This window comes from Hydrogenophaga sp., from assembly GCF_030651625.1.
GTDB lineage: Bacteria > Pseudomonadota > Gammaproteobacteria > Burkholderiales > Burkholderiaceae_C > Hydrogenophaga.
In genome coordinates this window covers 1-23280 of the sequence record NZ_JAUSCF010000014.1, presented here as the reverse complement: position 1 = coordinate 23280, position 23280 = coordinate 1, and the positions used below count along the sequence as shown (strand labels likewise).

The following is a 23280-nucleotide window of genomic DNA, read 5'->3' as shown; positions in this document are numbered from 1 at the left end:
CCCCGGCAGGCAACCTGCCTTTGATGAAACCCCCGTAGCGGGTTTTCTTTGTTCGCCAAAGGCGCGTACCGCGCGGGGTTTGCTCACTTTGCGAAGCAAAGTTACGCAAACACCAAACGTAGGCCAAAGAAAGGCGAGCCGAAGTCCGGGGCCCTGCGGGCTTCCTTGCGCTGCTCGGTGCGTGGGGGAAATTTGCAAACTTGTCCGCTGCGCGGCCTTCGGACATGCGAATTTCTGGTCCCCACGCCCCTGCGCTGCTCAGCCCGGCCACACGGCGGGGGCGGGATCGGGGGCGGGCTACCTCTCAGGCGAGCGTGCCCTCGCATCTGAGGAACCTCACTCCCTCGTCTTCACCCGCTGACCCGCCTGAATGGTGGTGCCGGGGTAGAGCACGACCCGATCGCCTTCCTTCACACTGTCTGGCGCACCGCTCTCCACCCGGGCCATGTCGGCGTTGCGGTCCAGCACGGTGACGGGCCTGGCCAGGGTGCGTCCGGCCTCGACCACCAGTACGCGCCACCGATCTGCGTCTCGCACCAGCGCCGCGGTGGGGACCAGCAGCGCGTTTTCATGTGACGACACAGTGATGCGGGCATCGACCCGGTAGCCTTCGCCCATCAAGGTGCCTGGCACGGCTGTCGTGTCCGGGGCCGTGGCTTCAATGATCACATTCACCCGTTGTTCCTCGATGCCCAGCGCAGACACCTTGGTGAAAGCCACCGGTTCGATGCGGCTCACGTGGCCCTGCAGTGGTGGCGTGGCAGCGCCCAGTGACAACGCGACTGGAGCGCCTGTGGCAATGCGCGACACGTCGGTCGAGAGCACATCGATCACCGCTTCGACCGCTCGGGTATCGCCGATGTCCAGCAGCGCCTGGCCTGCCTGAACCGTCACGGCACTGTCCTGGTGCAGCTTGATCACCTGGCCGCTGACGGGGCTGCGCAATTGCCACAGTCCATCGGTTCGGACGCCTTTGGCGGGTTCCGACTGGGCGAGCGCGGCGCGGGCTTCTGCCAGGGCGAATTCGGCGGCGCGCACTTCGGCGCGGCCGGCTTCCAGCGCCTGTTGGGCCGAGCGCAGGGCCAATGCCGTCTGGTCACGCGCTGAGGGCGCAATGAACTGGTCGCGGGCGAGTTTTTCGGCGCGTTCGGCTTCCAGGGCGGCCTGCGCCTGGGCGGTCTGCAGCCGCAGCAGCTGGGCGGCCGCAGCCCGGCGCATGGCGTCTGCGCTGCCCACGCGCTGCTGCAGCACCATCCGGGTGCGGGTGTCGATCATCTGGGGCGCGGCCGGTGCCAGCGTGGCCACCACGTCGCCGGCTTGTACCGCATCGCCCACCTTCAATGTGGGCCGCAGCAGTTCTGCCTGTGTGGGCGCGGCGATCCCGTAACGCTGCTTCAGCCGCAACTGGCCGTCTTCTTCCAGCACCTGCTCAAAGCGGCCCGTCGTGACGCTGGCCACCTCCACCTGCATCGGCCGAGGCTGAAAGGCCCAGACGGTCAGTCCCACCACCACCACGGCGGCCAGGGCCCAGGGTGCCCAGCGGCGCAGCCCGTTGCTTCGATTCTTGTTGGTGTTCATTCGCGTACTTTCAAAACGGCCACCAGGTCCAGCCGGTCGATCTGGCGGCGCACCATCAGCGCGCTCACCACACCGGCGGCCAGCACGATCAGTGCAGCCATGGCATAGGTCGATGGTTCGATGACCACCGGGAAATCGATGCTGTCGGACGACATCAGGCGCATCATCAGCGTGGCCAGCGCCCAGCCGGCCACGCAGCCGATGGGCAGGGCCACCAGCAGCTCCACCGACAGCTGGCCCAGCAGCAGCACAGACACCTCGGCCCGCGTCATGCCCAGCACCCGCAGGCTGGCCAGTTCCCAGGCCCGCTCCGAGAGCGTGATGCGCGCGGCGTTGTAGACGATGCCCACCGCCATGGCCACCGCAAACAGTGTGAGGATGCCGCTGAACACACCCATGTTGCGCGAGGTGGTTTCGTTGAAGCTGGCCATGGTGCCGGCCTTGTCAAACACCGCGTTGATCAGCGGGGCGGCCTTCACGGCAGCCCAGAACGCCGGCATGGCCTGCGGGTCCACCTGCAGCGCGGCCTCCATCGCGCCCGCGCCGTCGCGCGACAAGCGGTTCAGCGCATCCAGTTGCATGTAGGCCTGCTTGCCCATCATGGTCTGCACGGTATCCACCACCGCCACGGTGGTGCGCGTCTGGTTCCAGAGGCGGAATTCCACCTCGACCCGGTCACCGGTCCGGGCACCGATGGAGCGCGCCAGCAGCGACGACATCACCAGGCCTTCGGCCGGCAGCGCCACCGGACCGCGCTGCTCGTCCACCACGCGCAGCAGCTGTGCATCGTCCACCAGCCCCAGGATGGCGGCGTCTTCGCTGCGGCCGCGCAGGTGCATGCGCACGGGTTCGGTTCGATAGGGTTCGGCGTTGATCACGCCAGGCAGGCGCCGCAGATCGTTCGTCGCTGACAGGGGCACCGGCCTGTCGAAGTTCACCAGCACATCGCCTTGTTGCACCTGGCGGAACTGGGTGTCCACGATGTGCGCAATGGCGTCGAGCCAGAAGGCACCGGAAATCTGCAGCGCCACCGCCAGCGCGATGCCGGTGACGGTGAACGCCGCGCGCAGCGGGCGGCGTTCGAAGTTGCGGATCACCATGAGCGCACCGGTGCGCACAAAGCGGCCCAGGCCCAGTTGCTCCACGAGCGTGCGGCGATAGGTGGGTGGCGACGGCGGCTGCATGGCCTGCGCGGGCTTGAGGCGCACCACGGCGTGAATGGCGGTCCAGGTGCCCAATGCCGCTGCGCCAGCGGTGATCCCCGCAGCCACCGCCACCAGCCAGGGTGTGGTGACGTAGGCCAGCCGGTTGAAGCGGAACACTTCGTCGTAGAGGCCCAGCATGAGCTGACCGATCCACAGGCTCAGGGCCAATCCGGCGAGCGCCCCGAGACCAGCGATGACCATGGCCAGCTGGATGTAGTGCCAGGCAATGGCTCGGTCGCCATAGCCCAGTGCCTTCAAGGCGGCGATCTGGCTGCGCTGGGTGGCCACCTGGCGGCTGATCACCACGTTGAGGATGAACATGGCAACCGCAAGAAAAATCGCGGGCAGCACGGTGCCCATCACCTTGAGCTGCGCCAGCTCGTCGCTCACGATCTTGGCCGAGAGCTGCTGATCGCGACCCACGGCACCGAGCGTGCCGAAAGGGTCCAGCAGCCGGTCGGCCTGGTCTTTCACTGCGGGCACGGAAGCGTTTGCCTCCAGGCGCAGCGACACTTGGTTGAACGCGCCCTGCATGTCGGCCGCGTGCACCATGCGCTCCTGGTCGATCCACCAGATGCCGAAGGTCTGATCGTCAGGCGCGCCACCGCGCGAGGCGAACACATACTCGGGCGAAATCGCCGTGCCCACGATGTGCACCTGTTCCAGGCGGCCATTGAGGATGGCCCGCACGCTTTGGCCCGGTTGCAGTCCGCGTGCGGTGGCAAAGCGGTCGCTCACCACCGCTTCCAGGGCGTGGCCCCGTTCGGGCCAGCGCCCGTTGCGCAAGCTGAGCGCGTTCAGCCCCTGGCGTTGGGTGTGCACCTGGACCAGGTCCAGGCCGATGAAGCGGCCCGTCACCGGGGCGTCGGCATCGGGCAGTGCGATCTGCGCGTCCATGGTCACGTCAAGTCGCACCTCGGCCACACCATCAATGGCTTCCAGCCGCTGCCGCAGGTGCAAGGGAGCGCGCTTGACGCTGGCGAACACATCGGCCAGTCGGTTGTCTTGGTAGAAGCTGTCACGAGAGGTCTGAAGCGATTCGTGCACCGAGAACATGCCCACAAACCCGGCCACGCCGATGGCCACCACCACGGCGATGGTGATGGCCTGGGTGCGCAGGCGGCGCAGGTCGCGCCAGAGTTTGATGTCCAGTGCTTTCATGCTTGCACGCGCTTCACCATTTGAGCGTGGACGCGGCCACTTTGTGCGCATTCACGTGGGTGTCCACGATGCGGCCGTCGGCCAGGCGCAGCACGCGGTCGGCCATGTCGGCGATGGGGGCGTTATGCGTGATCACCACGGTGGTGGTGCCCAAGGTCCGGTTCACGTGTTCGATGGCCTGCAACACCATCACGCCGGTGGCGCAGTCCAGCGCGCCGGTGGGTTCGTCGCACAGCAGCACGGCGGGCCGCTTGGCGATGGCGCGGGCAATGGCCACCCGCTGCTGTTCGCCGCCCGAGAGCTGGGAGACGAAGTGGTTCACGCGCCCCTCCAGGCCCACCAGCGCCAGGGCTTCTTCTGGCGGCATGGGGTCTTCGGCCAGGTCGGTCACCAGGGCCACGTTTTCCAGCGCGGTCAGGCTGGGAATGAGGTTGTAGAACTGGAACACGAAGCCCACGTGCTCGCGTCGGTAGCGGGTGAGTTCGGCGTCGCTGGCGCCGGTGAGTTCGTGCATCTGTCCCTGGTGCGTCCAGCGGGCGGTGCCGTCGGTGGCGCTGTCGAGTCCACCCAGGATGTTGAGCAGGGTGGACTTGCCGCTGCCCGAAGCCCCCAGCAACACCACGAATTCACCGCGCACGATGTCTAGGTCCACGCCGCGCAGTGCGTGCACGGCGGTGGGGCCTTCGCCATAGACCTTGGTCAGGCCTTGTGCGGAGAAAACAGGGTCGGTCTTGGGCGAAGCGTCGTTCATCACGGTCTCCGTCTGGGGTGCTGCGGGCAAGGCTCAGGGTGTGATCCCGGGTAACGCGCCCGGCAGCGATCCTTCCCTCAACCTCGAGAGGCATTCGAACACACTCGGAGTCCAAGACACTTGATGTCGGTCAAGCGACGACGGATGGTGTGACCGTTGCTTTGGCTGAGCGGCCTCTGGGCAGCAGGATCGATTTCAGCTGATCCGGCCTGGATCGCCCCTTGAAAGTGCTTCACAGCGGGCTGTATCGAACGGCTGACCAGCAGCGGCAAAGCGTTGGGCCGCTGCGGCAAAGTGGTTGGTGGCCAGTTCATGCGACCGTCCCTTGCGGGCCGCCGCGATGTGGCCGAGAACCTCGTCGTGCGCGGCGTACCAGGCGGGCAGGCGCATCACCACCTGGGCCAGGTAGGCGCATTGCGTTTCGTGCTGTTCGGCCAGATCGATTTCGCCAGCGCGCGCAGCGGCGATGGCGGCCGGCACGGCGAAGGTGATGCGACACCCCGGGCAGGTCTCCAACGGTCCGCGCACCGACTCGCTGGCGTCTTCCATCACGTGCAGCGCTGCGTCGGGGTCGTCGGCATGCAGCTGGATGCGGGTGCCGTAGATGCGGTCGAGCAGGTGAAAACCGATGTCGGTCTGGCGCGCCACGTCGAGTGCCTGGTCGATGAGGTCGCGCGCTTCTTCTTGGCGCTTTTCCTGCAGGGCCACCTCGGCCAGCCGCTGCAGAGACAAAGCCTCACCCACCGCACCACCCAGGGCGCGGTGCAGCCGGGCGCCTTCTTCCAGGTGCTGTCTTGCCGCCATCAGATCGCCGGCCAGCCATTCGGCTTCGCCGCGCAGTGTGGTGCCGAACGCGTGGCCCCGCGCGGCGCCGAGCCGCTGAGCTTCCGTCGACAAGGCATCGGCGAAGGCGATCACTTCGGGGTAGGGTCGCGCGCCGTAGAGAAAGCGCTGGGTGATGCACAGATGGCCATCGAACACCCGCAGCGCCAGGTGCGGCACATGACGGGTTTCCTGCAGGTCGGCCCACACGCTGCGATGCAGCTCCCCGCGCGCGTGCGCCGCCGCTGCCTGCGCCCAGGACGCCACCACCAGAGCCGAGGTGTCGCCCGAGGCGAGCGCCAGACGTCGGGCCACGGCCGATTTGGCGGTGCCGATGGCCGGATCGGTGGCGCCCAGCGCCGCGGCACCGCTGTAGGCCAGCGCCTCGCACAGGCGACCTTCCACCGATGTGGGGTTGACTCCTTCCAGCGCCAGCAGCGCGCCTTTGGGATCGCCCAGCTTCACCTGCGCCAGTGCGGCTTTCGCCAGCAGGTTGTGGCTTTCGGTCTCGCTGGCCGCCGTGGCCGCCAGCCGGTAGGCAAACAGCGCCGCCGGGTCGCCCCGGGCGTCCAGTGCCTCGGCCCGCAATCGAAGGGCGTCCGCGTGATCGGGTTGCAAGCCCAGCAGCTGATCGAGGTGTCGCAAGGCGTCGCTGAAGGCGGCCAGACGTACCGCGTCCTGCGCGGCCGTGAGCAGCCAAGGCAATGCCTGCTTCGGCTGTGCGCCCTCCAGCCAGTGCCGGGCCACGCTGGCTGGTGCAGCGCCGCACTCGGCCAGTTCGTTGGCGATCTGGCGGTGCATTTTCATCCGGTGGTGCGGCGCCAGCTGGCCAATCAGGGCCTGTCGCACCAGTTCATGCCGGAACCGGTAGCAACTGCCTGCCATCACCAGCACGCCGGCGGCCAGCGCGTCATCCAGGGCCGAGAGCGCCGGCACCTGGGCCTGGCTGGCCAGCGCCTCCACGAAGACGGCCTCGCATTCGTCGCCACTCAACGCCAGCCAGCGCAACAAGGCCTGCGCGCTGGGAGGCACGTCGCAGAGCCGCGCAGTGATGGCCTCGAAGGCGCTGGACGGAAGGGCGTGCTCAGCGCCGACGTTTGGGCAGCGCGCGAGCTCGATTGCTGCGAACGGATGACCCTGAGCCATCTGGACAATACGGTTCGCCAACTGGTCGGTCAGCGGTGGGTCGGCGGCGCGGTCGATCAGGCGGCGGCATTCTTCGTTGGTCAGAGGTGCCAGATCGAAGACCTCCAGCACGCCGGCGCGTTGCAGGCGACCCACGCCGCGTCCCAACACACTGTCTGTCGCCAGCGGCCGTGTGGACAGGCACACGCACAAGGGGGCACCGGCCATGGCGAGTTGCAGGAGCACGTCTGCATCGGCGTCGTCGATCAGGTGCGCATCGTCGATCTGCAGCAGCAAAGGGTCGTCTCCCATCGCTGCCAGCAGCAGGCGGCGAATGGCGCCCACCACCTGGTGGCGCCCGAGCGGACCGGGCAGCCTGTCCGCTGGTGCCGCCAGCGGGCTGATCTGCGTCAGCACCGCGCGGGCAACGTGGCCGATGCGATCCAGCAGCCCGCGGTCACCCAGTACCAGGTGCTCGGTGATGGACGCGACCACGGCGTAGGCGCGACTGTTCTGGGCAGCGTCCACTCTCAGCACCTGCCAGCCCCGCTGTCGCGCCATGGCGGCTATTTCGCGGCACAGGGCACTCTTGCCCATGCCGGGTGGGCCACGCAGCAACAGGCCGCCCGGGCGCTCTACCGCTGGTGCGGCCAGGCAGGCAGCCAGCCGACCCAACTCCGTCGATCGCCCCACGAAAGCCGGCCCGGTGGCCTGGAGACCCGCCACGCAGCGCTCGTACAACGCCTCTGTCTGTGGGTCGGGTAACACGCCCAACGCCTGTTGCAGTGCTTCGCGCAGACGCCCATACCACTGCAGCGCGGCGGCCCGGTTGCCCGAATCCAGCGCCTGCTGCATCAGCGCACGGTGTGCGCCTTCGTCGGTGGGTTCCTGTTGGGCCAGCGCGGCCCACTGGGCGCTGGCGCGCAGCAGTTCAAGGTAGCGCGCCCGCAGGCGTTCGCGCGCCGGTTCCGTCCACGCCTCAAATTGTGCGCCGGGCAACACCGTGCCCGCGTAGGCGCCGGCGGCGTCGGCACAGGCAGCAGGGTCTCGATGGCGCAGGGCGCTGTGGGCGCGTTGCTCGAACTCGTTGGCATCCACCGCCAGGGTGCCTTGCGGCCAAAGCACCAGTTCGCCGGCCTGCTGCTCGATGCTGTCATGGCGACGCAGGGCTTGCCTCGCGTGATGCAGCGCCTTGCGCAGGTTGGCCGCGCCCGCATCGGGCTCGAGTTGGGGCCACAGTGCATCGATCACCTGATCGCGGGTGGCGCGGTGCCGGGGTTGCAGGCTCAGCAGTTGAACGAGATGGGTGGCGCGCAAGCCAGACCAACGCTCGACCGGAACTTCTACACCGTTGATCGATACCGCAAATCCACCCAGCAGAGTCACCCGCAGGTGGCCAGGTGCATCGGGAGGGGACTGAAGCGCAGCAGCGGTCATGCATCGCAGTGTCTCGCTACCGGATCCAGTCTGCAAGTGCCTGGCGGGCCGGGAACGTTTCAGGAACACCGGGTGCGCAACATCGCCTCCGGCAGGTCAATCCCGACCTGTCTGAAAACAGGAGAGCACCATGAACTCCCTTCAGTTCAGCCAGACTTTTCCATCCGGCGCCCCTGCCGTTCCGACCCAGCCCCAACCGCCGACCAGGGCTTCGATGCGTGCACCGGATCAGGCGCATTCGCAGAGGCTGCACGAATCGCAGCGCGAGCTTTGCACTGGCGAGTCCGAGCCGGGAGACATCGAGTACGCCTCGTGGTTGCAGGCTTTGCGGGCCTGATTGACCCGGCGACCTTTACATCCATCTGTCCATCTTCCCATCCAAGGAGCACATGCCATGAACGCCGTTGCTGAAACCCTGTACGACCGCCTCGGTCGCCGAGAAGGCATCGCCCGCATCACCCGCGAGCTGATGAAGAACCACCTGGCCAACCCGCTGGTGAAGACCCGCTACGAAAACAGCCCGGACCTTGAAAGGGTCGAAACCCGCGTGGTCGAGTTTTTCTGCGCTGGTGCTGGAGGACCCGAGAGCTATTCGGGCCAGGACATGCTGACCACCCACAAGGGCATGAACGTGAGCGAGCAGGAATTCATCACCGTGATCGACGATGCCATGGACGCGCTGGAAAAATGCGGGGTGGAGCCCGCCACCCGCAACGAGGTGCTGGCGATCCTGTGGTCGCTGAAAGGCGAAGTGATCCGCGTGTGACCGGAATGCACCTGGTCAGTGACCTCTGATCCTGCGCCTTGCCTTTCTTGATGCCGGACCATCGCCAGAGGCCGTCCCCACTCAAGGGTTACCTTTTGCCGGTACGGTCCAGCCATGCCATTCATCCGCCCACCCCATGCCAAAGGCAGTGCTGCGCAAGCCCGGCTTGACGCCGGTGCCGTCAGCGAAATCATTCAGATGGCGCTGAGCGACGACGTCAGCTTTGAACAGATACGCGCTGCGCATGGGCTGGGCGCGGATCAGGTCAAGGTGCTGATGCGCACGCATCTGGCTCCTGGCAGCTACCGGGCATGGCGGCGGCGTGTGCGCCGCTTCAGCGATCAGCGGGCCGTCTACAAGTAGCCGGATCAACCCGGTACTTGCCGCAGTTCGGCCAGAGCCGCTCCGTCCAGATAAAGTCGCACGCCCAGCGAACCCGAGCGGGCACGGATGGGTGCCTTTCGCAAAGCCAATTCCACCGCTTCGATTTGTGAATGGTCGGCACAAGCCTTGGCCATGCGCGTGACCAGGCGCTCCTGCGTTTCGTAAGGGCCATCGCGCGCCAGCCGCTCCATCTCGGCCACCAGAGGGTCGTAATCAAACACCTGTGACATGCTGTCCTCTTCGATCAGCACAAGGCTGGGGTCGATCCACAAGGTCAGGTCGAGCAGGTGCGTGTCCGGTGCGTGCACACCAGGGCCGTCGCTGCCGATCCGGGTTTCGATCTGCAGATCTCTCAGTTCCACGGTGCTGCGGGTGGTCATGGGAAAAGGCATTTGTCTGACGTTGGGGACGCAACAGGCAGCGTGGGGGGCAACACACGCCCAGCGCCGGTGTGCCGAACCTCAGACAGCCGCACAGACATCAGCCGCCGTAACGCTGCCGTGCCAGCGCCGCGCCCTGCGCAAGGGCTTCCAGCTTGGCCATGGCCACTTCGCGGCTCATGGGCGCCAGGCCGCAGTTGGTGCAGGCGATCAGCTTGTCCTTGGGCACATATTGCAGCGCCATGCCGATGGTGTCGGCGATCTGCTCGGGGGTTTCAATGATGTCGCTGGCCACGTCGATCACGCCCACCATCACCTCCTTGCCTTCGAGCAGCTTCATCAGTTCGGGTGGCACGTGCGAATGGAAACATTCCAGGCTCACCTGGTCGATGCTGCTCTTGGCCAATGCAGGGAACACCTGCTCGTACTGGCGCCACTGCTCGCCGAGCGTCTGCTTCCAGTCCACATTGGCCTTGATGCCGTAGCCGTAGCAGATGTGCACGGCGGTGGTGCAGGTCAGGCCTCGCGCAGCCACTTCGAGTGCGGCCACACCCCAGTCGGCGGCGTCCTGCATGTAGACGTTGAAGGCCGGTTCGTCGAACTGGATGATGTCTACGCCGTCGGCCTGCAGCGCCAGCGCTTCCTGGTTCAGCAGTTCGGCAAAGGCCATGGCCATCTTCACCTTGTCACCGTAGAAACGGTCGGCCACGGTGTCCACGATGGTCATGGGGCCGGGCAGGGTGAACTTGAGCTTCTTCTTGGTGTGCTTGCGTGCGAGCTGTGCTTCAAACGCATGCACGCGACCTTTCAGGCGCAGCGGGGCCACCACCTGCGGCACCTGAGCATCGTAGCGGTTGTTGCGGATGCCCATGGTGACCTTGTTTTCGAAGTCGATACCTTCGACCTGCTCCACGAAACCGTGCACGAAGTGCTGACGCGCTTGCTCTCCGTCGCCGATCACGTCCAGTCCGGCATCTTCCTGTGCCTTGATCCACAGCAGCGTGGCATCGGCCTTGGCCTGCTGCAGTTCGGGGCCCTGTGTTTTCCACTCTGGCCAGAGTTTTTCGGTTTCGGCGAGCCAGGCGGGTTTGGGCAGGCTGCCAGCGATTGCGGTGGTGAACATGGGGTCTCCGGGTTATTCTGAAAATAAGCGTCGACCTGAAAGGGTCGTCGGGGCAGCAGGATACAACGGGCGCTCAACGCCGGATGGCATTGGGGAAATACAGCGTGGTCAGGCTGCGGCTGTGCACGGGCGAAAAATCGTCTCCCACCACCGTGCTGCCACTGCCGTAGCGCCGCCATTCCCGCACCCAGTGCAGCGTGTCACACACTTCCACCAGCCCCACGGTTTCACGGTCGCCGATCAGGATGCCGTGCACCCGCAGAGCCAGCCGCTGTTTGGCATCCCGAAGCTGGGCCAGTGTGGCGTGGGTGACGCCGAACTCGCCGTCGCTCACGATCAGCAGGTCGGCTTCTTCCCAGCCGGTGGTCTGCACCAGCTCGATGGCGCGCTCCATGGGCGTCTGCACATCGGTTCCGCCATCGAAACTCTGGCCCATCACATCGAGCAGATGGGCCAGACCGGCTACGTCGAGGGCCATCTCACGCTCCAGCAGTTCGTCGTGGCCGCCAAAAGCCAGCAGGCGGTACGCACGGCGGCTGGCGTGGGCGCTGCGCAGGGCCTGCAGCACGCAGGCTTTTGCCACGTTTTCGGGCGCGCCGCGCATGGAGCCGGAAGTGTCCAGGCACACGACGAGGGGGCCACGGCCTGCGTGTGTGAGTGTGTTGATCTGAGGCTTGGCGTCGGGCCGTGGCAGCGGACGGTTGGTTGGGCTTCGAGCACGGTCGTCGTAAGTGAGCAGCTGCGCTTCAGCAAACCGCGTGCGCCACAGGCGCCGCAGCACCGGGTGCGTGAGATTCAGGGTTTCGCTGCCGGCCATGCGGGCGAGCGTGCGCGAGCGGCGCACACCGTCCACTTCGGTGGGTTCGGGTCGGCGTTCCTGCTCGTCGGCCGGGTGGCGAGCGGCTTGGGTCTGGGGCAAGCGATGCGCCTGGGCCTGTGGCGCAGGCGAATGCTGCCGGTCGGCGCGGCTGCGCCCCACGCCGTCGATGAAGCGGGCGAGGCTGGGCAGGCGCTGCAGCAACTCACCGATGCGGCGCGCTTCCTGCCATTCGCGCCGGCTGAGCTGGCCTTTCAGGTCGTCCCAGCGCAAATGCGCCAGATCGCCAAGTGACTGAAGCAGCGCGAGCACCTCGTCCCAGCCCTGCCGCTGCAGTGTCCAGCTGTCGCGAAACCCGATGGCCATCTGTTCAATGGCGGCATCACGTGAAACGCCAGGTTCGCGGTCGATCAGGCTGTCAAGGTGCCAGAGCAGGCTCTGCATCAGCTGGCGTGTGAGGGCTGCGCTGCCCTGGGTGAGTTGGGTGAGTTCCAGTTCGATCAGCACCGGGCGCAGCGCCTGGGTGGCCTGCGGGTCGTCCCAGTCATCACCCCGGTCCGGCAGCGTGCCTTCCATGAGTGCGCGCTGCCAGCGCAAAAGCTGCGGCAATCGGGCATCCGGCTGGCCGGCGCTGCACACCACGGCCCAGCGCCACAGTTCTCGCGGCAGGTTGTCCAGGTGGTGGTAGGGCGCGGCCGCGCCCGTGTTCATGTGTGGGACCACGTCACAGGTTCGGGCGGTGTGGCATGGGCTTCTTCGTTCAAAGGCATTGCAGAGAAACCCTGGCGTACCAGCTTCAGCCGCGACAGCCATTGCCCAAGGCGTTCGCAGCGCTGTTCATGCACCGCCTCAATTTGTGTCAGCCAGGAGGGTGGCAGCCAGTCGTGTCTGCGAGCCTCCAGGCACACCTGAGCGGCGGTGCTTCGGAAATCCTCGTGTACATCGTCCAGTTGTCCCAGCACCATGTCGCACTGATGCACCCTCGCAGCCACGTGCACCGGGCTGTAGCGGCGCTGGGCGCGATCACTGGTGATGCGCACCATCTCGCTTTCACCGCTGGAGGGCGCAGAGATGGCACGCGCCAGCGCCAGCTTGCCCGCGCTGTCGTCTTGCGCATCGGCGGGTGCGCGGCGTTCGATGTCGAGCTGCTGCTCAAAGGCCGCCACCGCACGCTCCAGCCCTTCCAGCGGTACGGGAGCCGTGTGGGCTACCCGGTGCAGGAAGAACTCGGTCCATCCGGCCACGTCGGCTGGCCCGGCGGCGAGCACGAAAGGGAGCAGCCACAGGTCCCACGGACTCACCTGATCGGCACCCCTGCTGACGGCCTGCAGCTTCAGCAGTTCGACCAGCTGGCGCCAGCGGCGGTCTGACACGGTTTGCGCGGTGCCAGTGGCGTGCTGGCGGGCGGCTTGAAGCAAATTCAGCACGTTGCCGCCCAACACCGCTGCGTGGGCCTGTTCGCGCAAGGCTTGCACACGCGTGAGAGCAACATGTGAACTCGCTGGGACGGCCCCGCCCCGCTTCACCGGCGTGGTGAGCAGCGCGGCGAAATGCGCGTCGTCCACCGGCTGCACAGGCACCCGCAAAAGAAAACGGTCGTAGAAGGCCAGCAGACTGTCGTCCTGCGGTTGTTCATTGCTGGCACCCACCAGCGTGACCAGGGGCACGGGCAGGCGCTGACTGCCATTGTCGAACTGACGCTCGTGCAGGATGCCCAGCAAGGTGTTGAGGATGGCCGAATTGGCCTTGAACACCTCGTCCAGGAACGCGACTTCGGCAGCCGGCAGATAGCCTTCGGTCAGTCGTTCATAGCGGTCGTTTTCCAGCGCGCGCAGCGACAGCGGCCCGAACAGCTCTTCCGGCACTGTGAAGCGAGTGAGCAATCGTTCGAAATACTGCGCCCCCGGCAACAGCCGCTGCAACCGCCGCGCCAGCTCACTCTTGGCCGTACCGGGCGGCCCCAGCAAAAGCACATGCTCACCCGCCAGAGCCGCCAGCAACAAGGCCCGCGCTGCCACATCGCGCTGCAGCAGGCCACGCTCCAGTTCCGCCAGCATGGGCGCCCATACAGATGCAGCGACGGGTTCGTGATTCATGTGAAAAGAAACATCCACTCAACGAATGCCATGGTGTGATCGGCGCACGTGCCTTCATCCAGAGATGCCGTGGAACCGGCTTCGCCGGGCCGCAGGCATCGCCCCCCTTTGGGGGGTGACGCCGAAGGCGGCGCGGGGGGGATTCCATCCCTGCGGCGCGGGGGGAGGCTAGTTACAGCCGCTCGAATATTGCTGCAATGCCTTGACCGCCGCCAATGCACATGGTCACCAGCGCATAGCGGCCCTGCACCCGCTGCAACTCGTACAAGGCCTTCACAGTGATCAGCGCACCCGTGGCGCCAATGGGGTGGCCGAGCGAAATGCCCGATCCGTTGGGGTTGACCTTGGCCGGGTCCAGATCCAGGTCTCTCGTGACGGCGCAGGCCTGGGCGGCGAAGGCTTCGTTGGCTTCGATCACGTCCAGGTCGTTGACCGTGAGGCCCGCCCTCTGCAGCGCGATTTTGGATGCCGGCACTGGACCAATGCCCATGTACTTCGGGTCCACACCCGCGTGGGCATACGCCACCAGGCGCGCCATGGGTGCCAGGCCGCGCGCCTTGGCCGCGCCGGCTTCCATCAGCACCACGGCTGCGGCTGCATCGTTGATGCCCGACGCATTGCCTGCGGTGACGGTGCCGTTTTCCTTGAGGAAAACCGGTTTGAGCTTGGCCAGGTCTTCGAGCGTGCAGTCGGGGCGGAAGTGTTCGTCGGTGGCGTAGGCCACTTCACCTTTGCGGCTCTTGAGCATGACCGGCACGATCTGGTCCTTGAAGCGGCCCTCGGTGGTGGCGCGCTGCGCGCGGTTGTGGCTCTCCACCGCCAGCCTGTCCTGATCCTCGCGGGTGATGCCCCATTTGGCCGCGATGTTCTCGGCCGTCACACCCATGTGAATGGTGTGGAAAGGGTCGTGCAAGGCGCCCACCATCATGTCCACCATCTTGGCGTCGCCCATGCGGGCACCCCAGCGCATGTTCAGTGAAGCGAAGGGGGCACGGCTCATGTTTTCGGCCCCGGCGCCGATGGCAATGTCTGTGTCCCCCAGAAGAATGCTTTGGGAAGCGGAGATGATGGCCTGCAGACCCGACCCGCACAACCTGTTGACGTTGAAGGCCGGTGTGGCCTCAGCGCAGCCGCCGTTGACGGCCGCCACGCGCGAGAGATACATGTCCTTGGGTTCGGTGTTGACCACATGGCCAAACACCACGTGGCCCACGTCCTTGCCTTCCACCTGCGCGCGTGCGAGCGATTCGCGCACCACAAGCGCCCCCAGTTCGGTGGGGGGCACATCCTTGAGACTGCCTCCGAAGGTGCCAATGGCGGTTCGGGTGGCGCTGACGACGACGACTTCTCGGCTCATGAAAGACTCCTGGATTGAGGGGGCTGCACACGTCCTCACGGCGGCTTTTCGATCTGCCGTAAAGACAACGCCACATCGTACCCCCGCAAAGCTCACATGGCGCTTGACGGGGATCAATTGCGACCGGTCTGCCCCAGCCTGCGCGTTGGCTGTTCACCGGGAATGGGCATGAAGACCGGTTTCCCGCCGAGCGTTCGATTCAACCCTCTCGCCCGGGACCGGCCATCGGCACCCGTGCCGTCTGGCTCGCGCTCACTGCCTGCACCAATGGCTGCCACTTGCAGGGCAACACAAACGCCCGTCAAGCCACTGCAAGCGCCTTCGGAGATTCATCGGGAACTGACCACGCCGTTTCGCGGCCACTGACCGCCGCCCCGGGCGGATCGACCCCACCGATGGTGCGCGCAGGGCCTCTACGGACTTTGTCGGGCCAGCACGCGAAGCTGTCGAGGGTTCGCAGGGTCTGGCCGGGTCAGCAGCATTTCGCCCATCGACGTGAAGCCACCGGTGAGTCCGGTGATGTTGACCTGGTGGGTCACCAGTGCGATGTTGGCGGGTCCTCTGAAGTCTTTCAGCGCTTCCAGCACTTCGCGTGTCTGGCTGTCGCCCGTGCCGCCGCGCCCGAAGAACGAATTGATCGGTTGCCACACCGTGTGCTTGCCGAATGCCAGTTCGGCGGTGTCGACGCAGCGGCACCAGGCGCTGGAACGCACGTCGTCGATGCGGATGCCTTCACGGGCAAAGGCCGCCGCCACCCGCCGCGACTGTTCGCGCCCGGCCTCGCTGAGGTTGCGCTGGGTGCTGCAGTCGCCCAGTCGAAAGTTGGTGGGGTCGCCCACCCCGGGGTCGGTCTGCGCATGCCGCATCAGCAGCACGCAACCGCCCTCGCGCAGCAAGCCCCAGAAATCGGCCCCGGTGCCGGCCTGGGCGCCCGCCGTGCCAAGGAACGAGCCGGCACCCGCCAGCGCCAGGGACCTGCAGAGAAACGAACGACGGGGAAAAAGCAAAGGGGTGGTCATGGGGCTGCTCGGTTCAATGGGTGGTGCAGCGGGCGGGCCTGCGTTCAGTCGCGCACATCGGCCACCGGTTGCTCGCCGAAATCCGGACGATCCAGCCACGCCAGCACCCGCTCCGCGGCGGCTTGTGGCGATGTGAGCTGTCCCTGGCTCTGCAATTCCACGAAGCGCTGGCGGTCCGGGAAGGCGGCCGGATCGCCGGCGCGCAGTTGCACCTGCATGTCGGTGTCGATCACGCCCGGCGCCAACGACACCAGTTTGGCGCCGTGCGGCCGCCGGGCTTCGTCGAGCGCACTGCATCGGGTGAAATGGTCCATGCCGGCCTTGGCCGCGCAGTAGGGTGCCTGGGCGGCCATGGCGTGACGACCCAGTCCGGACGAAATGTTCAGCACCTTGCGCGGACCCTGCCAGCCGCTGGCCACCCAGGCGCCCGTGGCGCGCAGAAACGCTGCGGTGAGTTGCATCGGCGCTTCCAGACCCACGCGCAAGGCGTTGGCCAGTTCTTCGGGCGGGCATTCGTCGAGCGGACCAATGTGCGGAATCACACCGGCGTTGTTGATCAGCGTGGCGCTGGCCAGATGGTTGGCGTCCAGTTCATTCAGCCAGGCTTGCAGCCGCTCGGCCGAGCCTTGTGTGTCCGCCAGATCTTGCGACCACAGGGTGACGGCGGCACCCTTTCGCACGGCCAGCGTTTCCAGCTCTCTGTTGGCCTGGCGCGAGATGCACAGCAGGTGGCTGTTGGCGTCCAGAAGCTGGTGTGCCATGGCCAGGCCCATGCCGCGCGAAGCTCCGGTGAGAATGGTGAGGTGGTGCTGGGTCATGTCATTGGATTCAGAAAGGGCATGCACTGGAGAAGTTCATGGGTTGGCCAGTGACCGGGTGGTCCAGCCGCAGTTCGGTGGCGTGCAACAAAAGCCGAGGAGCCATGGCTTGTTGCTCGGGCGTGGCGTAAAGGCGGTCTCCCACGATGGGGTGGCCGATCGCTTGCAGGTGCACACGAAGCTGGTGCGTGCGCCCTGTGACAGGTTCGAGTTCTAACCGCGTTGTCAAGCCCGTGTGCAGCAGTGGGGTTTGTATGGCGCTTCGCCGCCAGCGCGTCACACTGGGTTTCCCCAGCAAGGAGCTCACGATGCTGCGCGGGCGGTTGAGCCAGTCCACCGCCAGCGGCAGGTCGATGGTGTGCCAGCCTTCGTCCGTGGGTGGATCAGCGGGTTCGCCTGCCACCACGGCCATGTAGCGTTTGTGCACCCTTCGCTTTTCGAAGGCGTTGCTCAGCGCGCGCTGGGCGGTCAGCCCTCTGGCCATGACCACGACGCCAGAGGTGGCCATGTCCAGTCGGTGCACGACCAGGGCGTCGGGCCATCGGGCCTGCGCCCGTGCGCTCAGGCAGTCCTGCTTGTCGGGGCCTCTGCCTGGCACGGCCAGCAAGCCAGATGGCTTGTCGAGCACCACCATCGCGTCATCTGCATGGATCACCTGCAGGGCAGGATGGGGAAGAAGCTTCGACGCAAGAGGCTCCTGCGATGGAGGAGCGGCGGGCAGGTCGGTGCCTGCCATCACCGAACCAGAATCTCGGCGCGGCGGTTGCGTGGCTCAGGCACCTCGTCTTCCGTGGGCACCAGGGGTTCGCGCTCACCGCGCCCCACGGCCTCGATCCGCTCAGGGGGAAAGCCACGCGCTATGAAGAGTGCACGAACAGCCAGCGCCCGCTCCAGCGACAGTTGGTCATTGGATTCCAGGGAGCCCTGGCGGTCGGTGTGTCCGGTCACCACGATTTCGCCCCCCGGACGGTTGCCGGCGCGCTCCATCACGTCTTCCAGGCGGGCTTGCGCCTCCTGGGTCAGTTCGGATGTGCCGGGCTCAAACTCCAGCACGAAGCGATCGGGTGGAATGGGCTCGATCGCCAGCAGGAGAGGGTATTGGGCGCGCACCTCTTCTGCCGTGGTGGTGCCGGTGCCCACGCGGCCACTGCGCGCCACATTGGCCACGCCATAGGGCACGTCGAGTACCGCCTCGGCTTGCGGCGTCTGCACCACCACCGCACTGGGTCCACCACCAGCCTGAGGCAGCAAAATCACGCGAGACACCGGGGCACAAGCAGACATCCAGACCAGGGATGAGAGCACGGCAACAGCCTTGAGTGTGCGCACCAAGGCGCTTTGCGACGGCATGAGATTCACTGGTGATCAAGTGGGGGCGGTGGGTGGGCGGACACACGCGTGTTGCGACGTGATCACGGCAAGACACGCAGCGGGCAGCGCAAGGCCGGCGGGCGCAACCGCAGGCACCTTCATGAGGGCTCCATGGCATCAACGATGAAGTCGGTGCCCCGTACGCCCACGACGGAAGTCGGGGTCTGCACATTGAACAGATCGGGGTTCATGCGGGCCAGCAGACCGGTGATCACGCGCACCGAACCTTGCAGCAGGTCAAGCACGAAATGGCCCTTGTGGGTGGTTGAATCGAAGTTGAACCGGCTCAGGTCCATGGTGGTGTCGGGTCCCATGGTGAGCACCGTGCCGTCCCGCAGAAGAATGCTGGCCGCGCCGTCGGGGCCGGTGCTCAGGCGCTCGCTTTCACGCACGCCATCACCCGGTCGCAGCACCTGCTGGACAGGCGTGCGACCTATCAGGATGGCGCCTTGCACGTATTTCACGGTGCCGATGCGGCTGGCTTCGTTGGCGGGAATTCCGATGGCTGCCGGCGCCAGAGGGGTAGCTGCTGGTGGGGTCCTTGAAGGGTCGATCGAAGTGGGTACTTCTGGCGTTGCGCCAGGCACGACCAACTGGGCCATTGACAAAGAGGCAGCGCCGCACAGCAAGGCACCCAAAAACGATGAAAACGAAACACCCATCCTGCACTCCTGAAGGTCCCAGGCGGACCGCCGCTGCATGGTACTGGAGGCACCCAAAGGCGGCAAGCCACCTAAAATCCCCCTAGGAGCCTGCTCAAGGCCCTTCCCATCCAACCTTCCTGGTCCCCATGATTCTTTTGCTCGCGCCCATGGAGGGCCTGCTCGATGCCACTCTGCGCGATGTGCTCACGCGCACTGGCGGCATCGATCGCTGCGTGAGCGAATTCATCCGCGTGACGAATACCGTGCTGCCTGAACGCGCCTTTTTGCGGGTGGTGCCCGAGTTGCTCAACGGCAGCCGCACGCGCGCGGGCGTGCCGGTGCGCCCGCAGTTGCTGGGTTCAGACCCAGCCTGTCTTGCCGACAACGCCGCGCGCCTGGCAGGCTTGCGACCCCACGGCATCGACCTCAATTTCGGTTGTCCGGCCAAGACGGTGAATCAGAGCAGGGGCGGTGCGGTGCTGCTCGATGAACCTGAACTGGTGGGCCGCATCGTGGCTGCGGTTCGCCGGGCGGTGCCCGCTCAGCTGCCTGTGTCGGCCAAGATGCGGCTGGGCTACAACGATGACCGTCGGGCCGAGGAGTGCGCCATCGCCATCGCCGAAGCTGGTGCCAACGAACTGGTGGTGCACGCGCGCACCAAGGCCCATGGCTACCGACCGCCCGCCTACTGGGACCGCATTGCCCAGGTGCGTGAGTCCCTGCCCGCCCATCTGCGCATCCCCATGATCGCCAATGGCGACATCTGGACCGTTGAAGATGCCCTGCGTTGCCAGACTGTGACCGGATGCGATGCCCTGATGTTGGGTCGGGGCATGGTCACCAATCCGGGCCTGGCGCTGAGCATCAAGGGGCAGGGGCTTTTGCCCTGGAGCGAGATGCCAGGCCTGCTGCTGGCGTTCTGGCAGCAGGTCGCACTGCGGGTCGATCGACGCCATAGGGCCGGACGCCTCAAGCAATGGCTCAATTACCTGAGGCGGCACTATCCGCAGGCGCAGCGGGCTTTTGACGACCTGCGCCTCACCAACGACGCCGATGCCGTTCAATCCTGGTTTGATCGCACCGTACCCGCCTTCCAGAACACCCAGGCCGGGGAGGCTGCACGGATGGCCCCTTTTACAGAGCCATTGCCTGCCTGATTCGCTGGGCATAGGGTCCCGGGGACTTGCAGCCGTCGTCTCGGCAGTGCACCATGGCGGTGCGGTTGGCAGAGGCGGTGCCAGCAAGAACCCGCTACACGTGGTAACTTCCGCCCCCGGACCCGAAAACTCACGCTGTATGACCTCAATCCAACAACGGCTGGAAGCCATCCCGGGCCAACGCCTGCGTGGCATGCGCCGCGGCCTTGAAAAAGAAAGCCTGCGCGCGCAGCCCGATGGTCGCCTGGCGCTGACGCCCCACCCGGCGGCGCTGGGCAGCGCATTGACCCATCCGCATATCACCACCGACTACAGCGAGTCGCAACTGGAACTCATCACCGGTGTACACGACAGCGTGGGTGCGTGCCTTGCCGAGTTGCGGGAGGTCCACCAGTTCACCGTGCGCAGCCTGCACAAGCCAGAGAACCCGGGGGGTGACGAGATGCTCTGGGCCTCCAGCATGCCCTGTGGTCTGCCTACCGACGAAACCATTCCGCTGGGGCGTTACGGCTCGTCCAATGTGGGCCGCGCCAAGAGCGTTTACCGCATGGGACTGGGGCACCGATACGGCCGTCGCATGCAGACGATTTCGGGCATTCACTACAACTGGTCGCTGCCTGGCCTGGCCAGTGAAGACTATTTCGCGCTGATCCGCAATTTCCGTCGCCACGCTTTCCTGTTGCTGACCTTGTTTGGCGCCTCGCCCGCGGTGTGCTCTTCGTTTGTGGAAGGCCGTGAGCACGAACTGCAGCGATTGGGTGAGCGCACCCTGTACATGCCGCATGGCACTTCGCTGCGCATGGGTCGCCTCGGCTACCAGAGCGAGGCGCAGGCTTCGCTGGCGGTGAGCTACAACAGCCTGGAAGGGTACGCCGCCTCGCTGCACGATGCCTTGACCCGCCCCTGGCCGGCCTACGAAGCGCTGGGCATCCGCAATCCCGGCGGAGACTATAACCAGCTGGCCACCACCCTGTTGCAGATCGAGAACGAGTTCTACGGCACCATCCGTCCCAAGCGGGTCATCTTTCCCGGCGAGCGCCCGCTTCACGCGCTGCGCGAACGCGGTGTCGAGTACATCGAAGTGCGCCTGATGGACCTCGACCCGTTCGAGACCATTGGCATTGGTGCTTCCACCTTGCGGTTTCTCGATGTGTTCCTGATGCACTGCCTGCTCAGTGACAGCCCGCCCGACAACCCGTCTGAAATCCATGAAATGGCGCACAACCAGCACCTGACCGCTGCGCGCGGCCGGGAGCCCGGCCTGTGCCTGCTGCGCCAGGGCGAGAGCGTGCCTCTGATGCAATGGGGGCAGGAACTGATCGAACGCTTGAAGCCGATCGCGTTGGCGCTGGATGCCGCGCAGGGCGGCACCGAACACGCCGATGCCGTTTCCCAGGCTCTGGCCGCTTTGCAGGCCCCCGACACCTTGCCTTCTGCCCGCGTGCTTGCCGCCATGCACCAGGATCATGGCGACTCGTTTGTCGCATTTGCGCGGGCGCAGTCACTCAAGATACACGCCGACTTGCTTGCGCTCCCGTGGAGCGTGCTTCAACAAGCCCGCTTCGAGGCCATGGCTGCCAAATCGCTGGATGTGCAGCGAGAGATCGAGGCGGCCGACACCATGCCATTTGAAATTTACCGGCAGGAATACACCTCGCCTGATCGCCTGGGGCGGCCTGTTGTGGAGCCCGTGGTGGCCGCAGTTCATGCATAACCCCCCGCGTCGCCTTCGGCGACACCCCCCTGTATGGGGGGCGACACCAGAGGCCCGGCAGAGCCGGTTCCTCGGTGTCTCTGGCTTGAGGCATCGCGTTCGGTGCATATCGCTTCTGACGATGTGGCCCCGGGGCTTCTGACGCAGGGCCGCACCAGTTACAAATCCATACCCATAAAGGGCGTTTTCCTGACGTCGGTTGCTGGACTCCGTCTATCCTGCATTTTTTTTGCAGGGGGTCCGCATGAACCGACTCACCGCCGCTGATTTTGATCAGGAACTGCTGATCCTGTTTGACGCCTACGTTCACGGCGACATCGACCGCCGTGGCTTCCTTGATCGTGCCGGCAAGTTCGCTGTGGGTGGCCTCACCGCGGCCGGCTTGCTCGCTGCGCTCAGCCCCAACTTTGCGGCTGCCCAGGTGGTGGCCAAGGACGATCCCCGTCTGCTGATCGTGACGGAAGAAGTGCCGTCCCCTCAGGGGAACGGCACCATCAAGGTGTACGTGGCCAAGCCTGCGAGCGGCATCCAGAAGCTGCCGGGCGTGATGGTGGTGCATGAGAACCGCGGCCTCAATCCTCACATTGAGGACGTGACCCGGCGCCTGGCGCTGGAAGGCTATGTGGCGTTTGCGCCCGATGCGCTCACGTCGCTCGGCGGTTACCCGGGCGATGAAGACCGGGCACGTGCGCTGTTCGCCCAACTGGACCAGAGCAAGACGCGTCAGGATTTTCTGGCCGCCGCCGATGTGCTGCAAAAGCGGCCCGATGGCTCAGGCCGTATCGGCGTGGTGGGCTTCTGCTATGGCGGTGGTATTGCCCACATGCTGTCCACCCAGCGTCCTGATCTGGCTGCTGCTGTGCCGTTCTACGGCAACCACCCGCCGGTGGAAGACGCGGCGAAGGTCAAGTCGCCGCTGATGATCCACTTTGCCGATGTGGACGAGCGCATCAACGCCGCCTGGCCGGCGTATTCCGCTGCGCTGCAGGCAGCGGGTGTGGCGTATATTGCCCACCGCTACCCGGGCACCCAGCACGGTTTTCACAACGACACCACGCCCCGCTATGACGCGGCGGCGGCCAAACTCGCCTGGAAGCGCACGCTGGCGTTTTTCAAGGAACATCTGCCGCCGGCCTGAAGTGAGCATCCCCCCGGGGCGGCACTGGCCGTCCGGCAAAGCCGGCCCGTCGCTGCCCTGGACCGTGCCGCTTCATGCATGTGTGTGGTGCTCCGGCGCACTGGAGAGCGAACGCGTTTGGCGGCTGCCTGTTCAACAGGCACTCTGAGCTTTCTTCAGGCAGATCAGCTACTTGCGTCCGCCGTACAGAACTTGCCCCGAGTTATACACAAGCTTGTCCAGTGCAGGCGGGGATAACAGGCGGCACCCCCCGCCGCGCTTCGCGCGACCCCCCTCTCTCGCCTTCGGCGGGAGGGGGGCGGCACCTTGGGCCGGCCAAGCCGGACCCTTGGTGCCCTTGGCAGGGGCACTTCATCCTCGGAGGTGGTGGCATTGGTCCCGCCGCGCTTCGCGCGACCCCCCTCTCTCGCCTTCGGT

At 65.9% G+C, this 23280-nt stretch carries 20 protein-coding genes; 6 read left to right on the top strand and 14 right to left on the bottom strand.

Annotation, left to right across the window (positions count from 1 at the left end; genetic code table 11):
- Positions 1 to 336: 336 nt before the first annotated feature.
- From Q7V46_RS05595 to Q7V46_RS05580, 4 genes are all read right to left on the bottom strand, one after another.
- A complete protein-coding gene (locus Q7V46_RS05595) occupies positions 337 to 1578 on the bottom strand; it encodes an efflux RND transporter periplasmic adaptor subunit (protein WP_304912535.1) in 1242 nt (413 codons plus the stop codon).
- Complete coding sequence (locus tag Q7V46_RS05590; protein ID WP_304912534.1) at positions 1575 to 3944, bottom strand: ABC transporter permease; 2370 nt, start codon at positions 3942 to 3944, stop codon at positions 1575 to 1577. Before Q7V46_RS05590 ends, Q7V46_RS05595 begins: the two co-directional genes overlap by 4 nt.
- A gap of 13 nt (positions 3945 to 3957) precedes the next feature.
- On the bottom strand, positions 3958 to 4695 hold the full coding sequence (locus Q7V46_RS05585) for an ABC transporter ATP-binding protein (RefSeq protein ID WP_304912533.1): 738 nt from the start codon (positions 4693 to 4695) through the stop codon (positions 3958 to 3960).
- 195 nt (positions 4696 to 4890) lie between these two features.
- On the bottom strand, positions 4891 to 8079 hold the full coding sequence (locus tag Q7V46_RS05580) for an AAA family ATPase (RefSeq protein ID WP_304912532.1): 3189 nt from the start codon (positions 8077 to 8079) through the stop codon (positions 4891 to 4893).
- Positions 8080 to 8209: 130 nt separating this feature from the next.
- On the opposite strand from Q7V46_RS05580, the gene Q7V46_RS05575 reads away from it, so the two are divergent.
- The 3 genes from Q7V46_RS05575 (at position 8210) to Q7V46_RS05565 (ending at position 9208) form a co-directional block, all read left to right on the top strand.
- Complete coding sequence (locus tag Q7V46_RS05575) at positions 8210 to 8416, top strand: hypothetical protein (protein ID WP_304912531.1); 207 nt, start codon at positions 8210 to 8212, stop codon at positions 8414 to 8416.
- Between the two features lie 57 nt (positions 8417 to 8473).
- Positions 8474 to 8845, top strand: coding sequence for a group 1 truncated hemoglobin (locus Q7V46_RS05570; protein ID WP_304912530.1), 372 nt, complete (start codon positions 8474 to 8476; stop codon positions 8843 to 8845).
- A gap of 114 nt (positions 8846 to 8959) precedes the next feature.
- Positions 8960 to 9208, top strand: coding sequence for a DUF2805 domain-containing protein (locus tag Q7V46_RS05565; RefSeq protein WP_304912529.1), 249 nt, complete (start codon positions 8960 to 8962; stop codon positions 9206 to 9208).
- 5 nt (positions 9209 to 9213) lie between these two features.
- Here the strand turns inward: Q7V46_RS05565 and Q7V46_RS05560 are convergent, their stop codons facing one another.
- The 10 genes from Q7V46_RS05560 to Q7V46_RS05515 form a co-directional block, all read right to left on the bottom strand.
- Positions 9214 to 9609, bottom strand: a complete 396-nt coding sequence (locus Q7V46_RS05560; protein ID WP_304912528.1) for a dihydroneopterin aldolase — start codon at positions 9607 to 9609, stop codon at positions 9214 to 9216.
- Positions 9610 to 9709: 100 nt separating this feature from the next.
- Positions 9710 to 10732, bottom strand: a complete 1023-nt coding sequence (locus Q7V46_RS05555) for a methionine synthase (protein ID WP_304912527.1) — start codon at positions 10730 to 10732, stop codon at positions 9710 to 9712.
- A gap of 73 nt (positions 10733 to 10805) precedes the next feature.
- Positions 10806 to 12260 carry a VWA domain-containing protein gene (locus Q7V46_RS05550; protein ID WP_304912526.1) on the bottom strand — a complete coding sequence of 485 codons (1455 nt, stop codon included), beginning with the start codon at positions 12258 to 12260 and terminating at the stop codon, positions 10806 to 10808.
- Positions 12257 to 13645, bottom strand: a complete 1389-nt coding sequence (locus Q7V46_RS05545; protein ID WP_304912525.1) for an AAA family ATPase — start codon at positions 13643 to 13645, stop codon at positions 12257 to 12259. Before Q7V46_RS05545 ends, Q7V46_RS05550 begins: the two co-directional genes overlap by 4 nt.
- A gap of 172 nt (positions 13646 to 13817) precedes the next feature.
- Entirely contained in the window at positions 13818 to 15002 is a 1185-nt protein-coding gene (gene bktB, locus Q7V46_RS05540; RefSeq protein ID WP_304912524.1) for a beta-ketothiolase BktB, read from the bottom strand.
- A gap of 413 nt (positions 15003 to 15415) precedes the next feature.
- Entirely contained in the window at positions 15416 to 16021 is a 606-nt protein-coding gene (locus Q7V46_RS05535; protein WP_304912523.1) for a histidine phosphatase family protein, read from the bottom strand.
- 44 nt (positions 16022 to 16065) lie between these two features.
- On the bottom strand, positions 16066 to 16839 hold the full coding sequence (locus Q7V46_RS05530; RefSeq protein ID WP_304912522.1) for an SDR family NAD(P)-dependent oxidoreductase: 774 nt from the start codon (positions 16837 to 16839) through the stop codon (positions 16066 to 16068).
- Positions 16840 to 16849: 10 nt separating this feature from the next.
- Positions 16850 to 17473 (bottom strand): RluA family pseudouridine synthase, encoded by a 624-nt coding sequence (locus tag Q7V46_RS05525; RefSeq protein ID WP_304912536.1) that lies wholly within the window; start codon positions 17471 to 17473, stop codon positions 16850 to 16852.
- A 101-nt stretch (positions 17474 to 17574) separates the two neighbouring features.
- Positions 17575 to 18189 (bottom strand): OmpA family protein, encoded by a 615-nt coding sequence (locus Q7V46_RS05520; protein ID WP_304912521.1) that lies wholly within the window; start codon positions 18187 to 18189, stop codon positions 17575 to 17577.
- A 119-nt stretch (positions 18190 to 18308) separates the two neighbouring features.
- Positions 18309 to 18872, bottom strand: a complete 564-nt coding sequence (locus tag Q7V46_RS05515; RefSeq protein ID WP_304912520.1) for a FecR family protein — start codon at positions 18870 to 18872, stop codon at positions 18309 to 18311.
- Between the two features lie 128 nt (positions 18873 to 19000).
- Between Q7V46_RS05515 and Q7V46_RS05510 the strand changes: the two genes are divergently transcribed.
- The 3 genes from Q7V46_RS05510 to Q7V46_RS05500 all read left to right on the top strand — a co-directional run bounded on the left by Q7V46_RS05510 (position 19001) and on the right by Q7V46_RS05500 (position 22863).
- Positions 19001 to 20011, top strand: coding sequence for a tRNA-dihydrouridine synthase (locus Q7V46_RS05510; RefSeq protein ID WP_304912519.1), 1011 nt, complete (start codon positions 19001 to 19003; stop codon positions 20009 to 20011).
- Between the two features lie 139 nt (positions 20012 to 20150).
- Positions 20151 to 21725, top strand: a complete 1575-nt coding sequence (gshA, locus tag Q7V46_RS05505; RefSeq protein WP_304912518.1) for a glutamate--cysteine ligase — start codon at positions 20151 to 20153, stop codon at positions 21723 to 21725.
- A 244-nt stretch (positions 21726 to 21969) separates the two neighbouring features.
- Positions 21970 to 22863, top strand: coding sequence for a dienelactone hydrolase family protein (locus Q7V46_RS05500; protein ID WP_304912517.1), 894 nt, complete (start codon positions 21970 to 21972; stop codon positions 22861 to 22863).
- Positions 22864 to 23280 lie beyond the last annotated feature (417 nt).